Below are 14,458 nucleotides of genomic sequence, written 5' to 3'. Positions count from 1 at the left end.
AGCGAAGAGGTCACACCCGTTCCCATTCCGAACACGGCAGTTAAGCTCTTCAGCGCCGATGGTAGTTGGGGGTTTCCCCCTGTGAGAGTAGGACGTCGCCAAGCTTGTATTGTTCCGCAGTAGCTCAGTGGTAGAGCATTCGGCTGTTAACCGAACGGTCGTAGGTTCGAGTCCTACCTGCGGAGCCATTATTGGAGAGCTGTCCGAGTGGCCGAAGGAGCACGATTGGAAATCGTGTAGACGGGTAACCCTGTCTCAAGGGTTCAAATCCCTTGCTCTCCGCCATTTTATACCTGGCCCGTTGGTCAAGCGGTTAAGACACCGCCCTTTCACGGCGGTAACACGGGTTCGAATCCCGTACGGGTCACCATTAAGACAACATAGTGGAGGATTAGCTCAGCTGGGAGAGCATCTGCCTTACAAGCAGAGGGTCGGCGGTTCGATCCCGTCATCCTCCACCATTTTTCAACAAGAACAAGTTGTTTCTACATAATGGGTTGGATTATTCATCCTATTGAAACGTTAAACACGAAAACTTGATTCCTAATAGCAACATTATTAACGTCGCGGGGTGGAGCAGTCCGGTAGCTCGTCGGGCTCATAACCCGAAGGTCGCAGGTTCAAATCCTGTCCCCGCAATCTATGGTCCCGTGGTGTAGCGGTTAACATGCCTGCCTGTCACGCAGGAGATCGCGGGTTCGATTCCCGTCGGGACCGCCATTTTCATTGTTTGGCTCAGTAGCTCAGTCGGTAGAGCAAAGGACTGAAAATCCTTGTGTCGGCGGTTCGATTCCGTCCTGAGCCACCATAGTAGTGCCGGTGTAGCTCAACTGGTAGAGCAACTGACTTGTAATCAGTAGGTTGGGGGTTCAAGTCCTCTTGCCGGCACCATGTTTCATCCATATGCGGAGGGGTAGCGAAGTGGCTAAACGCGGCGGACTGTAAATCCGCTCCTTAGGGTTCGGCAGTTCGAATCTGCCCCCCTCCACCATCTTATAGGGGTATAGTTTAAAGGTAGAACAGAGGTCTCCAAAACCTCCAGTGTGGGTTCGAGTCCTACTACCCCTGCCAATTTTAATCTTATAATGGCGGTTGTGGCGAAGTGGTTAACGCACCTGATTGTGGTTCAGGCATTCGTGGGTTCGATTCCCATCAGTCGCCCCATTTTTCAATAAATGTGATATAATGAATACAACGTTAATGGGCTATAGCCAAGCGGTAAGGCAACGGATTTTGATTCCGTCATGCGAAGGTTCGATCCCTTCTAGCCCAGCCATATGCGAAAGTAGTTCAGTGGTAGAATACAACCTTGCCAAGGTTGGGGTCGCGGGTTCGAATCCCGTCTTTCGCTCCAAAAACGTTGGCGGCATAGCCAAGCGGTAAGGCAGAGGTCTGCAAAACCTTTACCACCGGTTCGATTCCGGTTGCCGCCTCCAACATACATGCCGGTGTGGCGGAATTGGCAGACGCGCACGACTCAAAATCGTGTTCCTCTGGAGTGCCGGTTCGACCCCGGCCACCGGTATCAATCTAAAGGGTTTAACCCTTATAAGTCAATGCTTTGAGACAATCTCAGCATTGGCTTTTTTTGTGTTTAATTGACTAAAGCAGAATGCTAATCGTGTGGACAACAACTTCGATTATTAAATGCCTTTAAGAGTACAAATATCTTAAAGGGAGTGTATGTAATGGCTAAGATTCGTGAATGGCAAAAAGGGAGTAATGAGAAAACTGTTAAAGAGTTATATGAGGACTTTCAGTTAGAAAACAGAGTGAAAAATTTATCTGTTATGACAATAAGGTTTTATGAGCAAAACCTAATTCATTTCCTTCGTTATTTAGAGGAAATAGGTATAGAACAGGTAAGTGAAATTGAAAAAAGGTTGGTCGATAAGTTTATTCTATCTTTAAAGAAAAGGGAACTAAAGGCAACAACGATTAACACCTATATGAGGGCTACAAGAGCATTTCTTTATTTTGCTATGAAAGAGGGATTTCTTAGTCAATTTGATATTAGTCTTATTAAAGCAGATAAAGAACAAAAAGAACCTTATACAGAAGAAGAGATATTGAAATTGATTAAGAAGCCTGAAATAAGAGGATGTGGCTTCGTAGAGCATAGAAATTGGGTGTTAGTAAATTACCTATTGGAAACAGGAAACAGGTTAAACACAATTCTTAGTTTAAAAGTAGAAGACCTTGATTTAGAAAATGGTATGGTGGTTCTGACAACGACTAAGAACAGAAAGGCTCAATTCAATCCAATCAGTGAGTACATCATTAAAATATTAACCGAATATCTTCGAATGTACAGATTCAAAAAGGATGATTTTCTATTTATCAATGAATTAGGAGAACAGATGACAAGGAACTCTATTCAACATGCTATTGCTCGTTATAATAAGCGTAGAGGTGTCAGTAAAAGATCCATACATGCTTTTAGGCATACATTTGCAAAACATTATGTAACGAGCGGTGGAGATGCTTTTAAGCTCCAACGCTTACTTGGTCACTCTACATTGGATGTTACTTTAAACTATGTTAATTTGTACTCTGAGGATTTGAAAAATGGATATGAAAAGCATAGTATATTGGCCAAGTATTCTGAAAGTCCAAGAAAGAAGAGAGGGCGAAGAGTCTAAAGATTTCCCTTACACTATTTTACAGCACTAAAACGCAAAGAAATGCACTCATTATCGGATGAGTGTGTTTCTTAATAGGGGGCGTGGATATCACCAGAAACGGGGGAATATTTCTCAATAAAGCTAGTAGTACAGTAACCCTCGCAATCTAACCTTATTTTCATCATTAGATTTTATTCTCTTGCGGTTGCTACTCAGTTCCCCGCTCCTTCCTAGACATTCAAAAACGGAACATCAAAACCCTTTCGCATTTAAGAAAGGGTTTTAATACTATTTAACTTCTTCATTTGTCAATGGAATAACTTCAACACTTATGTATGTATTAAGCTGATTTATTTGCTTCTTGTCCTTCTTCAATTTGTAATATTCTCCTTCCATTATCGATAGCTTCTGTATAAGAATTGCTCGTCTGCAACTGAATTATTTCATTATCTTTCACATTTGCTAAATCATAAAATGTTAAAAGTTTCTCCCACATTGGTACATATTCTCCCAATACCTTATGTTGCTTAATCAAATCATGGTCACTATTATTTTTATGTTCTTGTCTATCTATGGCACGTTTTACTGCATGTTCACCATATAAACCTTTGAAATCATTTATCATCATAGCAATGTTGATTTCACTTAATCCATAACAGAATACCAACTCATCTTTTTCAATCAGTTTGTCAAAATATCTTTCTATATCTTTATCAGCAACCTGCACAACTGCTCCATGAGCTTCATATAAATACTTGAAGCCAAGTTCTTTTTGAAGGCGTTTATTATATTCCTTCCAATACTCCTGTACCTTTTTATCATTTTGTTTCCAGGTATCTTTTAAACTAATAACATATTTTGTTGCCACATCACGTTTTAAATCACCAACAGCAATAAATTCATTATCTGTTAATGGTCTATGATTCTCACTACCTATAACACAACCATACCATTCAACCTTATGCATAATAATTTTTTTATCTGCTAATTTTCTAAGTACAGATTTAATGTTATCTTTTAACGTGTTTAATTCTGTTTTAACAAAGTGGTCCAACATAACAATATCATCATCTATAAAAGTATCATTATACTTTTCTTTTAATTCATCATGACAATTTGTCTTCACCACATTGTTGTAGTATGAGACTGTAAATCTTCTATCAACCAATCCTGTTACTACTATCAATTGATTTAATGACATTGGTTTTGGCTTGTTTTTCAAGATGTAATCCAAGACAAGTGAATTGATTTCATATTCATATGGTGTTTTTGCACCGTTGTTTTTACGACCATCTTTCTTTGCTTGTTTTTCTTCATATTCTCCTTCACACGTAAATATTCTGTCAGCACCCTTACCTTCAGCTGTTACAGATTCAAAGTAGCACTCCATTTCACTAATTAATTGTTTTGTATATTTACCATCAATACTTCCTTTTTTCTTCTTACTACTTTCTTTCTTGCCATTGAATTGCTTAATCATAGCATCACTTCCAAATTCCATAACTGCTACTTCTAATGTAAAAACTTTCAAATCTTCATTCTCCATTCATTATATTATTTTTGGGGAAAAATCAGCTTTCTAATATAAATATATATTTGAAAGTTAATCTTTCCTCAAATTTTTTTGAACGTTATACTTAACAATTGCTTATCCAAACACTATTACAACATCTAAGTGTAATCAGCGATGTTTTTTGGCGTACCTTTTTTGCATCGCAACACGTTGAAATAAGTTGTGAAGCGATAGCTTTGCAACTTTTTTAACGTGCTTGTGTAAAAAAGGTACATAATGAACAATTCATTGAGTATTCAATTCATGTTTGCAGGCCAATCCTTTAATCATTTCAACATGTGTTAGTCGTTGCTTCTTTTTAATACCTTGTAGATGCTCATTGGGCGTGCTATTCACCAACTGCAATGAATCACTTCTACAAACATGATAATGCTGTACAATCCCCACACTCTGTTATGAATATGTTACTCGTGTGAATGTTACCTAAATGTTGTCAATAGAGATGACTTATACGTATATCATTAATGTTGGATATAATGTTCTTGTGGTATAGATAAAATCGGTGTTTTTTATCGAAGTTTATCAATTGTTTTATGTTGCGTGGTTTTATTAAAAAGTAATATTTTGATGTGTTGCCCCAAGAATTTGATGTTTTAGATAGAGGGGAGTGTCTTATTAATAATATTATATCACAATTATCGATATTTGTCAAATTATGTACTATTATCTATCTTTTGACAAAAGATAAGACGAATTAAAACTATACATTTCATAATCTAATAACAAAATTTTAAGTAAGTCATTTAGCTTCTGTTATAGCTATTCCTATAAAATGGATATTGTGATTTGTAACCTCCTATAAGTATGTTTATGGGTTTTATGTATTTTACAAGAAAATATTGGTACTACTTATGATATACTTTTTGTGAAAATAATTATAAGGGATTCTAGTATTTTTAGAGTCATATTGTAAAAGGGGGACAACGCTATGATTAAAATCGGGGAGAAAATACAGGTAAAATATAAGAAGAGTTTTGATGAATATTCACTATTGATTAATGATATGGAAGTACCTAGAGAATCTGGGTATATATCCGATTTTCCTATGGGAGAATTTACAGCAAAAATCGATGATTTGGAGTATCTTAAACTAGCCTTTAACTCAACTTTTATTGATGCAATGTCGGAAATCCCTATTATAAAATCAAATTACAAATATGAACTTATAGATTTAATTGATGGTATAAATATCGAAAAAATTCAAAATGTTGGAATCAATAAATATATTCTAGCTTTTGAAATAAGTTTTAATGATTTTCAAGATTGGAAAAATCCTTTTAGTATTCATGAATTTGCTGAGGTAATAAGTGAAAGAATAAATCGTGACAGAGATTTGGAATTTAAGTGGAGACAGCTGGATGAGGATGTGGTTATAAACGGTTGTGAGATAGTTTTTGAAATATATGATGGAAACGAAACAATTAATTCTTTTATTGAGGGTGGATTGTCTTCAATTAAAAAAATATATGATGAGGTAATTAATAAATTACTTTCTCAGGGTAAGAATACTGTCCTAAGTATATTTAATTTTCCTGAGCAAGTTCGAACGCCTTGTGAACAGTATCTCTTATATTTTGTTCAATTTCTTAAGGAATTAGGTATTGAAGCAACAGCTGATATTAAGCATGAAGCAGGAGATGTATTATTTTCAGTCAACCCTATCTCAGGTCATACAGCACTAATGCAAATTCGACAGGCCCTTGAGATTTATTTGCAAATGCCTGATATATTGTCTAACACTAATAATATGCAAATGCCTATAGACCCTAAAGTACAACAATTAATGGCTAACATTCAACATTTGAACGGTCAACTTATGCTAAGCAATGCCATTTCTCAAGCAAGGGAGGAAACTATTCAACATCAACAAGTTACAATCAGACAACAACAAGTAATAATTGATGCAACAATAATTCAACATTCACTTCTTTCTATTAGTCAAGGCGAAAATAATGAAAAAGAGGAAATACTCGGTGGTACAGTCTCCCTAACAAAAATTCAGGGTAAGGGTTTTGAGGTTAATCTTCCAACAATTTATCGTTGGATAAGGAATACGATTGTGGGAAATAGGTAGATACATTTGGAGGGAAAAAGATATATTACGCTGAATGTCTTATTTGATACTTGTAAAAAGGGATTTGAATTACTCTAGATTGGAGTATTAAGTGGTAAATTCAGATATTTTACATTTTGGATAATAATTGTAAGAGTGTTAACTCTTTTGTTTGTTCTGTTTTAATTAATATATATAAGTAGATAGCCAGGATGGATAAAAGAGAGGTTTTAACTACTTAATAAGAGTGATATAGGCACTTAATCAAGTTAAAAATATGTTCCGTGCAATTAGTAGTTTATCCTTATCTAATCACCTCTAATAACATGCTTCTTACGTGTGATAAATTTTTAATATAAATAACAGAATAATAATTAAAAATATAAATATTCCTTGTTCTTAGTTTGATTAAATGGGAAATAATCGTAAAGTAATTTTGACGTTTTTGACGTGTTTTAAACGCGGAAAGGGGATAGGGTGAAGTGTTTGATTCTGAAGAATACGAATTTTTCTTAGATGGGTTTATTGAATATGTGACTGAACAAGCCAAATTACAACCAAGTACAATATCAAGTTATAAAGTTATCTTGAATGATTATTTTGAAAATTATGTGATAGGTAAGGTAACTAAGAATGACTATGAGAAAATTTTTAATATTGAGAGACTCTCTTTGCTTAGAAGAAGAAAGTCAAATAATGTTCGTCCAAGTTTATTGCATTTTTTAGAGTTTTTACGGTATGAAGGTTTTTTAAAAGATTACTTATGTTTTCAACTGCAAAATAATATTAAGTCTGTCTTTGTTTCAGAAGAGCCATTAAGAAAGAAAGAGATTTCTTTTCTTACTCCAAATGAAATAAGAAAGTTATTTAGCAATAAAGTAGTGTATAAGTATGAATATGAAGAGAAGATTCTTCCTTTGCTTTGCGCTCTCTCTTTCTTTTACATGTTCAAACAAGAAGATGTAATAAAACTTAAAATGGAGGATATTGATTTTGAAAAAAATCGCATAAAAAATATTAGACGTTTAGCGTATAATTCAGATTTAGTAGAATGGATGTCTATAAACGAAATTACTGCAAATTATCTACAAGAATATCTTTCATACCGAGATACTCTCCACACCCAAGAGAATGCACTTCTAATCATGAACAATGCCCCATTAAATAATAAAAAAATTAATATGCTATTTAACTGTTTAAATAGAGTTGATAACCTAGCTTTATTCGAAGGGAAAAATATTTATCAAGGACTATTAATAAGAAGTATGATGCTATATATACTTGTATCTACAAAGGGGAAGGGTATCTATCAAATATTAATGGAACAAGAAACTAATAGCAGAGCATTTGAATATGCCTTTAATGAGTATTTATCGATTATTAGAATTGAGAATAAAGATATTGTTAGTGACAGATATAATATTGAAGATATATTACCAGAAAAAAGACCAAAGACAATTATAGAAGGTGCTTATTCTGAAGGTAATGACTTAAATGAAGGAGATATTGGAGATTATGATATGAATAATATAAGAAATCTTGAGTTGAATAAAGTATCTATTCAGAGAATGGTACGAGACAGTAATATTTCAAGACGGTTAAGAACGATGTACGACAATGAATGTCAATTATGTGGGTATAGGTTAAGAAAATCAACTGGTGAGTATACTTCTGAAGCTCATCATATTCAACCTTATAATAAGTTGCATCGGGGCGACGACAATGGTCAAAACATAATAGTTCTATGTCCAAATTGCCACACACAATTTGACGATTTGTATTTTGCCATTAATCCCCAAACTCAAGAAGTTCATTGTATTTTCGGTGAGGAGGATGAGTATCACTTATCAAAACTAAAGATGAGAGAACAACATAATCTCAATTTGAAATATTTAGAATTTACTTGGGAACTTTTTGAAGAGAAAAAGAAAAAAGTAATTAATGTCTCTTTACATAACAAACAAACCTAAATTTGTTGTTATGAATCTGTTAAATACAAAAACTTAGCTTTTAATATATTCTAAGTTAATTCGTGGATTGTTTAGACAGTTTTGAATAAGGAAAGGAAATTACCGTTTGACCATTACCGTAATTATTAGCAAAATATGATTATACATAAGGGTTAATGGAGTTAATTGAAAACAATGTACGAGTAGGTAGTGAAGGGAAAAACATCGCTCGACAAAATAAATTAAAAGTAGCAGGGGTGTACAGTGTTTTTTATTGAAAAACTAAGCGGGCATCAATGGAGCGTTCAGAACTACAAAGAATGTTAGAACGGGAGGGATAAAATGGAAAGCTAAAATAATATACCTACAATTTTTTTGTATGGTATGATTTACCTTGTTGGATAAGATTTGGTCTAATTTTCATTTTTTCTTTAATGTTCAGATATAAATATAGTTGTCCAACAAACTAAAATTAAAGAGAGTTATGAGAGGGATATAAAGGGTGATTCTATGACAAAAAAGGAGAAATACTTTTACAATAATATCTTATTGAAAATACATGATGAGATTTTTAACAAAATGAGTCAGAAGTATATAGATGTTTTTTTGTGTGGGGGGGCAAGTAGTAAAAAGAAAACCTCAGTACGAGATAAGATAAGAGAAGGATTAAGGGAGTTTGAGAATATCAGGGTTTTATATCCAGAAGATTTATTCATTGATATGCTAAATAAAAATAAAGACTATGATTTATTAAGTCTAGAAAGATTTTTGGCAAACAATTGTGACATAATTTGTATAGTTTGTGAAAGTGCGGGTTCTTTAGTTGAATTGGGAGCTTTTACTAATAATGATAATACCGTTGATAAGGTTATAGCATTACTTGAAGAAAAAAGAAAAAGACAAAAAAGTTTTATTATGCTTGGCCCTGTAAAAATTTTGAGACATATAGGTAAAGAACGTGTAATTTTTTATAATGATGAATTAGAGGGTATTAATGAAAAGTTGAAAAAGACTTTTGAGAATAAAATGATAAAGACTAAGGGAAAAAAGGAAGGTAGTTATAAACCTATAAATACTCTAATTGGGTTATACTATTTTCTTCCAATAACTTTGTATTTTTTTAAAAAAATAGATGTTGAACTTTTAACAAAGTCCCTAAAAGTTTTATTTAATAATAAGGGTTATACAATTGAAGATTTTGATACTCTTTTCAGACCGACTTTAAAACTTCTATACAAAGGCAAGTTTATTAGCAAGAACATTATAGAAGGAAAAACAGCATACACATTAACAGAGAATGGGTATAAGATGGTTAATGAATTACTGGGAGAAATAGATATTAAAGACAAAAATGCTTTGTATGATAGAATAAGATTTGGTATCATTAGGAATGAGTATTACCGCTCCTCTTAGATGCTACTGACTAAATTTATAATAATGTACATGTTTTGTTTTATGGTTTAGTTATGTGGGAGACGGTTCGTCTTCTATTGTGCTACGTGGGAACTAGATTTACCAGAAGAGCGCCAGTTACTTCACTCTTGTGAAGCAACTAACTCTCTTCTAATAAAAGAATTTTAGGTAAGAGGAGCGGTGATATGAAAAAAGATTTTACAAATAGTTTTATTTTATATTCCTTAGACCTACCAATAATTAAGGATTTTGAATCACTTTCAAATTCTATTGGAATAAGTAAAACAATGTTATATTTATTATCTAAAAAACCTGAAATGTTTTATAATTCATTTTATATATTTAAAAGAAATGGAACTAAAAGAGAGATAAACAGCCCGAAGTATTCATTAAAACTAGTTCAGCGATGGATATTGGCAGAGATTCTTGAAAAAATAAAAGTAACGAATGAATCAATGGCTTTCCGAAAAGGAATTGGAAATGGTAGTAAAAAGAATGCAGAGCATCATAAATACAGTCTATATTTATTACAACTAGATATAAAAGATTTTTTTACTACTATAAAAAGAGAGAGAGTATTCTATTTCTTTAAAAGTCTAGGATATAATTCATTAGTTTCTAATATTCTAACAAACCTATGTACATATAAAGGCTATTTACCACAAGGAGGAGTATGTTCTCCTTATATATCTAATTTAATCTGTTATAAATTAGATAAAAGATTAAAAGGCTTATCTTCAAAGAGGGACGTCTTGTATACTAGATATGCGGATGACTTAACTTTTTCGTGTGACAATAAAGTAATATTAAGAAAAATGGAGAGTGTTATTAAGGATATAATTATTGATGAAGGTTTCATTATTAATCCCTCGAAAACAAGATTGCTTTCTCCTTCATCGCATAAAAAAGTTACTGGAATTACAGTAAATGATAATAAACTCAAAGCAAATAAACAATTAAAGAAAACAGTCAGAGCAATGATACATAACGCCCTGGTAAGTGGAGATTATTCTAAGAAAAATATAATAAGAGGTTATATTTCTTATATAGATTCCATAGAGGAAGGTTATGTAGAAAAAATAAAGACTTATACAAATAATTTGATAGAAAAAGATTACAAATATTTTAGTGAGACAGTAGAAGCCTTTAATAAAAATAAGATATTTAAGGATTTAAATGAAATGGTTTATAATGAAAATATACTTATGGGAATTGATGATGAATACGAGTTGCACCTATTTGAGCAAGAAAGGTATCAGTTTTTAAAAGAGAGACGATACATCGAGGAAATTATTGAAGAGACCCTTCAACAAACTGGAGCTACCAATCAAGAAGATGAGTTTAACTTTTAGCCAAGTAATAAACATGAAAGTTGAAACACTAGATGAAGCTGAGATTGTACACTCTACTTGAGAGTGTTTTTGTTTTGAGTTTAAAGGCATTTTGTCGCCAAGTTGACATTTAAAGTAGATACGAGTATTTTTAAATTAGGCACTTAATAATCGTATAGACAACAACATAAATTAACCAAATAAAAGTTCTCAAAACATTGATATATCAAGATTGTGGCGGAATTGGCAGACGCGCACGACTCAAAATCGTGTTCCTCTGGAGTGCCGGTTCGACCCCGGCCACCGGTATCACCAATAGCGAAGATACGCTATTACATCAAGCTTCACACTTAATTGTGTGAGGTTTTTTTGTGTTTACAACACACGATTATTTTCCTAACAGTCGTATTCCACGAGTCGTACGACCACAAGTTCAAAAGGGGCGTGTAAATTGGCTAGACGCGATAACTTTCTCTCCAGTGGTGAACTCTCCAAAGTGCATAAAAACTCCAAGTCCTATGACTTCTATGATTCCTTGAGTTGTTTATTAATGATTGCAAACTTAGAAACTTATTTTCACATTCGATTCGTTACTATTTGAACGAGTTGAAAGTGTTTGAACGTTACCTTGAGGTGCAAGATATAGTGTCACACCCGAATAGCGTTACTTACGAGATAATCCAACGGAATGTGATTCTTTATATAAAGCAGCAAGGCTTAAAAACTGTCACTATTAATACTAGATTGAGAGAAATTAAAAGCAAATTCCTTTCCTTTGGGGTTCTAGTGGGGAGCAGTCACACTCTTCTAGTAGGATTTAATCCACTTCATTATTATATAGTAAATATTTCCTTTGTTTTATAACTGTGTGATTTTAATATCTCAACAGTTTATTATATTGATAAAGGGGAATAACTTAAGCCATTACTATAATGAAGTAGTTCTTAAAAGGGAAGTGATAGTTAAATGATTTATATAAGCGATATCGAAAAGATAATTAAAAATACATTAAATGAGCACAATTTGGATATGATTTATGAATTTGACAATAATCTAAGTGCACCTATGAGTTATAACGTATCGACCAATACTATAAAATTTAATTATCTACAAGTTAACGGTTATAAAGGTAAAATTAGAATTAAAGAGACAGAGGAAGACTTTGTTAAAATTATTCTTTATCGTATGATTGGTTATTATTTAGATTTTAAGAAAAACAAACATGATTTAAGGATTTTAATGTATGGTTACGAAGAAGAAAAAGAAAAGCTAAAATCTGAAATAGAAACTAATGCTTGGGATTATGGGAGAACATTGATACCTGAACAACTATTGGAGTCATATGATAAAGTCCGTGAATTAGATGAAATGTTAATAAATTAAAGTACTCAAAGAAAATGGAAATTAAGTTAGTTGCGACATGAGAATTTTATTTATTAATTCAGTGAGGTGAGCTGTTAGTTACAACTTAACACCACCTCATTTTTGTATGGTGAACCATATCAAAAAAAGAAACCGATAGCGAAGAATCGCTATTACATCAAGCACTACAGTATCTAAAGAATATGTACAAATAATGTGTGGTGGTAGTGTGCTATGGGTAAAAGAGATGAACTATGAATTGTTACAAAACCCTCATACGTTGAATCTGGTGAATGGGCGTTCAAATTATTTTTTGAAGACTGCCAATTAAGAAATCTCCGTCCTCACACTTTGAAATATTACCGAGAACAATTTAATGCCATTAAACGAACATTGGTAACAATGACAGGAAAGGATATTAAATTCTTGATAGTAAATATGCAGGTAAGTGGATTGAAGGTAACCACCATTCATTCAAGATTGCGGGCGATAAGGAGTCTCTGCAATTTTCTTCACAGATCAAAACACATCAAAAAGAATCCGATGGCGAATATTAAACTGCTGAAAGAACGGATACAAGCAGTAAACTCTTTATCGAAGGAGCAATTGCAATTAATATTCTCTTTGTGTGATAAACGGACGTTTACTGAACTTAGGGATTATACCATTTTGATGCTGTTTATTGATTGTGGAGTTCGGTTGAATGAATTGGCGAGTTGTCCTCTTAATATTCATCGTTTTCATTTCCGCCTTCAAAAAGGTTAAATTCCGATGGCTCATTTGGATCGAATGTGGGCTCATCTTTATAATCAACATAATTTGATTTTTTCTCATCTTCTGCTTGTTTAATATGTTGATATTCTTCTTTGCTCATGCCTTCCCATATTTTTGATTGCCCATGGTCAACTTCAGTTGACTTAGGATTTGTGTATGGAGTAGCATCCAAAAATGCACTAAAGAACATTACTCCGTAGCTGAATACCATGAGCATGATGCTCAAAATGAAGCCAACTATCCTGATCTTGTTTATGTATTTTTTCATTGGTTGCATATCCCCTGTGTTTTGTAATTGGTCAAAGGTGCGAAACGTTGTTTCGCACCTTATTAACTGTATAAAAGCCGACTTTCCACATTACGCAATTCACCAGAAGCGATTTTATCCGCCACAATTATTTGTAAGGTTCTCGTAGCTGTCATTCGTTTGTCTGGATACTTCAATTGCAAGTGAGCTTGAATCGCTCGAATGAGTTCATTATTTTCTGGTCGGTTGGCATTATAAATTTCTTGTAAACTCTTAAACTCATCCATTGCTTGACCTACTTTCGATTCAATGTGAAATACGTGTGGTACGTTGGTAAAATCCATGTGCACTCACATTCACTTCATTCATGCTCCCATGGTCGAACTTCTTCTGAGAGCGATTAGTTCTTTCTTTTTCTCGATTAAATCTCCTCTGAGGAGTAGCGATGTGGCTCCAGATGATTTACAAGCCGTGATTTTTCCACTTGTCATCCAACTATGGAGACGAGCTCTCGTTATTCCAAGCAGTTCAATAGCTTCAGAAGTTAAAAGTACATCGTTTTTTATGAACCTCATTTATCAAAACATTTAATCTCGTAAAAATCTGTTATGGTTTCACCTCCGGATTTTCTTCATAATGTACAAACAACATCAAGTAGGTTGCGAATAGAAGATGCAAATAAAGTGGAATATTCTTATCGCTTTGAATGGAAACAAATATGAAAATTCCATATAGCAAAATTGGAATGGTTAAAAGGATTCTGAGCTTAGTCACATGTCATCCTCCCTTTTATCCTCAATTATTAATGCATCAAGCATTTGAGCCACTTGAAAATCCTTTTCTGCTATTGCGCTTATTAAACGTGTACAATTATTTTCCCTGAAAACATCTGCTAATAATTGTAAATCCGATGTCATTACTGTTGGTTTCATAAGTTTCACCCTCCTAATTGACTAAATATTCTGTTACATCTATTACTATAGAAGTATGAAGTACCATAATTATGCTGTCAATCAAAAAAAATCCATCCCTTTCGGAGTGGTCTAAAAGTTTGGCATACCTGATTTATCCGTATGAGCCCTCAACATCAAGCTCATGACCATCCATTATTATCCGCTTCGTAGTTTTTTAA

The 14,458-nt window shown here is 33.4% G+C and carries 12 protein-coding genes, 16 tRNA genes and 1 rRNA gene; 23 read left to right on the top strand and 6 right to left on the bottom strand.

Features of this window, described 5'->3' with window-relative positions; all coding sequences use genetic code 11:
- The 17 genes from rrf to ACQKMH_RS16190 form a co-directional block, all read left to right on the top strand.
- Positions 1 to 104 (top strand): 5S ribosomal RNA (gene rrf / locus ACQKMH_RS16270); the annotation flags it as partial.
- A gap of 9 nt (positions 105 to 113) precedes the next feature.
- Positions 114 to 188 (top strand) — tRNA-Asn (locus ACQKMH_RS16265).
- A gap of 5 nt (positions 189 to 193) precedes the next feature.
- Positions 194 to 285: transfer RNA gene (locus ACQKMH_RS16260), tRNA-Ser, on the top strand.
- 10 nt (positions 286 to 295) lie between these two features.
- A tRNA-Glu gene (locus ACQKMH_RS16255) sits at positions 296 to 370 on the top strand.
- 15 nt (positions 371 to 385) lie between these two features.
- Positions 386 to 461 (top strand) — tRNA-Val (locus ACQKMH_RS16250).
- Between the two features lie 104 nt (positions 462 to 565).
- Positions 566 to 639, top strand: a tRNA-Met gene (locus ACQKMH_RS16245).
- Between the two features lie 5 nt (positions 640 to 644).
- Positions 645 to 720: transfer RNA gene (locus ACQKMH_RS16240), tRNA-Asp, on the top strand.
- 12 nt (positions 721 to 732) lie between these two features.
- Positions 733 to 808: transfer RNA gene (locus ACQKMH_RS16235), tRNA-Phe, on the top strand.
- Between the two features lie 7 nt (positions 809 to 815).
- Positions 816 to 891: transfer RNA gene (locus tag ACQKMH_RS16230), tRNA-Thr, on the top strand.
- 16 nt (positions 892 to 907) lie between these two features.
- A tRNA-Tyr gene (locus tag ACQKMH_RS16225) sits at positions 908 to 991 on the top strand.
- Positions 992 to 997: 6 nt separating this feature from the next.
- Positions 998 to 1,071: transfer RNA gene (locus ACQKMH_RS16220), tRNA-Trp, on the top strand.
- A gap of 17 nt (positions 1,072 to 1,088) precedes the next feature.
- A tRNA-His gene (locus tag ACQKMH_RS16215) sits at positions 1,089 to 1,164 on the top strand.
- Between the two features lie 37 nt (positions 1,165 to 1,201).
- Positions 1,202 to 1,276: transfer RNA gene (locus tag ACQKMH_RS16210), tRNA-Gln, on the top strand.
- Between the two features lie 3 nt (positions 1,277 to 1,279).
- A tRNA-Gly gene (locus ACQKMH_RS16205) sits at positions 1,280 to 1,354 on the top strand.
- Positions 1,355 to 1,362: 8 nt separating this feature from the next.
- A tRNA-Cys gene (locus tag ACQKMH_RS16200) sits at positions 1,363 to 1,436 on the top strand.
- Between the two features lie 8 nt (positions 1,437 to 1,444).
- Positions 1,445 to 1,525: transfer RNA gene (locus ACQKMH_RS16195), tRNA-Leu, on the top strand.
- A gap of 163 nt (positions 1,526 to 1,688) precedes the next feature.
- The gene (locus ACQKMH_RS16190; RefSeq protein ID WP_427588481.1) at positions 1,689 to 2,642 is read left to right on the top strand and encodes a tyrosine-type recombinase/integrase; all 954 of its coding nucleotides are present in this window, start codon (positions 1,689 to 1,691) and stop codon (positions 2,640 to 2,642) included.
- Positions 2,643 to 2,964: 322 nt separating this feature from the next.
- Here the strand turns inward: ACQKMH_RS16190 and ACQKMH_RS16185 are convergent, their stop codons facing one another.
- On the bottom strand, positions 2,965 to 4,155 hold the full coding sequence (locus ACQKMH_RS16185) for a hypothetical protein (protein ID WP_427588480.1): 1,191 nt from the start codon (positions 4,153 to 4,155) through the stop codon (positions 2,965 to 2,967).
- A gap of 970 nt (positions 4,156 to 5,125) precedes the next feature.
- Here ACQKMH_RS16185 and ACQKMH_RS16180 point away from each other — a divergent pair.
- The 6 genes from ACQKMH_RS16180 to ACQKMH_RS16155 all read left to right on the top strand — a co-directional run bounded on the left by ACQKMH_RS16180 (position 5,126) and on the right by ACQKMH_RS16155 (position 12,326).
- Complete coding sequence (locus ACQKMH_RS16180) at positions 5,126 to 6,271, top strand: hypothetical protein (RefSeq protein WP_427588479.1); 1,146 nt, start codon at positions 5,126 to 5,128, stop codon at positions 6,269 to 6,271.
- Positions 6,272 to 6,732: 461 nt separating this feature from the next.
- Positions 6,733 to 8,220, top strand: a complete 1,488-nt coding sequence (locus ACQKMH_RS16175) for an HNH endonuclease (RefSeq protein WP_427588478.1) — start codon at positions 6,733 to 6,735, stop codon at positions 8,218 to 8,220.
- A gap of 489 nt (positions 8,221 to 8,709) precedes the next feature.
- Positions 8,710 to 9,612: a retron St85 family effector protein gene (locus tag ACQKMH_RS16170; RefSeq protein WP_427588477.1), complete on the top strand. Its 903-nt coding sequence runs from the start codon at positions 8,710 to 8,712 to the stop codon at positions 9,610 to 9,612.
- A gap of 185 nt (positions 9,613 to 9,797) precedes the next feature.
- The gene (locus ACQKMH_RS16165; protein WP_427588476.1) at positions 9,798 to 10,964 is read left to right on the top strand and encodes a retron St85 family RNA-directed DNA polymerase; all 1,167 of its coding nucleotides are present in this window, start codon (positions 9,798 to 9,800) and stop codon (positions 10,962 to 10,964) included.
- Between the two features lie 209 nt (positions 10,965 to 11,173).
- Positions 11,174 to 11,258 (top strand) — tRNA-Leu (locus tag ACQKMH_RS16160).
- A 651-nt stretch (positions 11,259 to 11,909) separates the two neighbouring features.
- Positions 11,910 to 12,326 (top strand): hypothetical protein, encoded by a 417-nt coding sequence (locus ACQKMH_RS16155; RefSeq protein ID WP_427588475.1) that lies wholly within the window; start codon positions 11,910 to 11,912, stop codon positions 12,324 to 12,326.
- A gap of 703 nt (positions 12,327 to 13,029) precedes the next feature.
- On the opposite strand, the gene ACQKMH_RS16150 is transcribed toward ACQKMH_RS16155, so the two are convergent.
- The 5 genes from ACQKMH_RS16150 to ACQKMH_RS16130 all read right to left on the bottom strand — a co-directional run bounded on the left by ACQKMH_RS16150 (position 13,030) and on the right by ACQKMH_RS16130 (position 14,258).
- Complete coding sequence (locus tag ACQKMH_RS16150; protein ID WP_427588474.1) at positions 13,030 to 13,347, bottom strand: hypothetical protein; 318 nt, start codon at positions 13,345 to 13,347, stop codon at positions 13,030 to 13,032.
- Positions 13,348 to 13,409: 62 nt separating this feature from the next.
- Complete coding sequence (locus ACQKMH_RS16145) at positions 13,410 to 13,613, bottom strand: hypothetical protein (protein ID WP_427588473.1); 204 nt, start codon at positions 13,611 to 13,613, stop codon at positions 13,410 to 13,412.
- Between the two features lie 78 nt (positions 13,614 to 13,691).
- The gene (locus ACQKMH_RS16140) at positions 13,692 to 13,901 is read right to left on the bottom strand and encodes a DNA-binding protein (RefSeq protein WP_427588472.1); all 210 of its coding nucleotides are present in this window, start codon (positions 13,899 to 13,901) and stop codon (positions 13,692 to 13,694) included.
- Positions 13,902 to 13,932: 31 nt separating this feature from the next.
- A complete protein-coding gene (locus ACQKMH_RS16135; RefSeq protein WP_427588471.1) occupies positions 13,933 to 14,100 on the bottom strand; it encodes a hypothetical protein in 168 nt (55 codons plus the stop codon).
- Positions 14,097 to 14,258, bottom strand: a complete 162-nt coding sequence (locus ACQKMH_RS16130; RefSeq protein ID WP_427588470.1) for a hypothetical protein — start codon at positions 14,256 to 14,258, stop codon at positions 14,097 to 14,099. The genes ACQKMH_RS16135 and ACQKMH_RS16130 overlap by 4 nt, the downstream gene beginning before the upstream one ends.
- Positions 14,259 to 14,458 lie beyond the last annotated feature (200 nt).

Source organism: Peribacillus sp. NPDC097895 (assembly GCF_050277555.1).
Classification (GTDB): domain Bacteria; phylum Bacillota; class Bacilli; order Bacillales; family DSM-1321; genus Peribacillus.
This window is presented reverse-complemented; position numbering and strand designations above follow the sequence as displayed.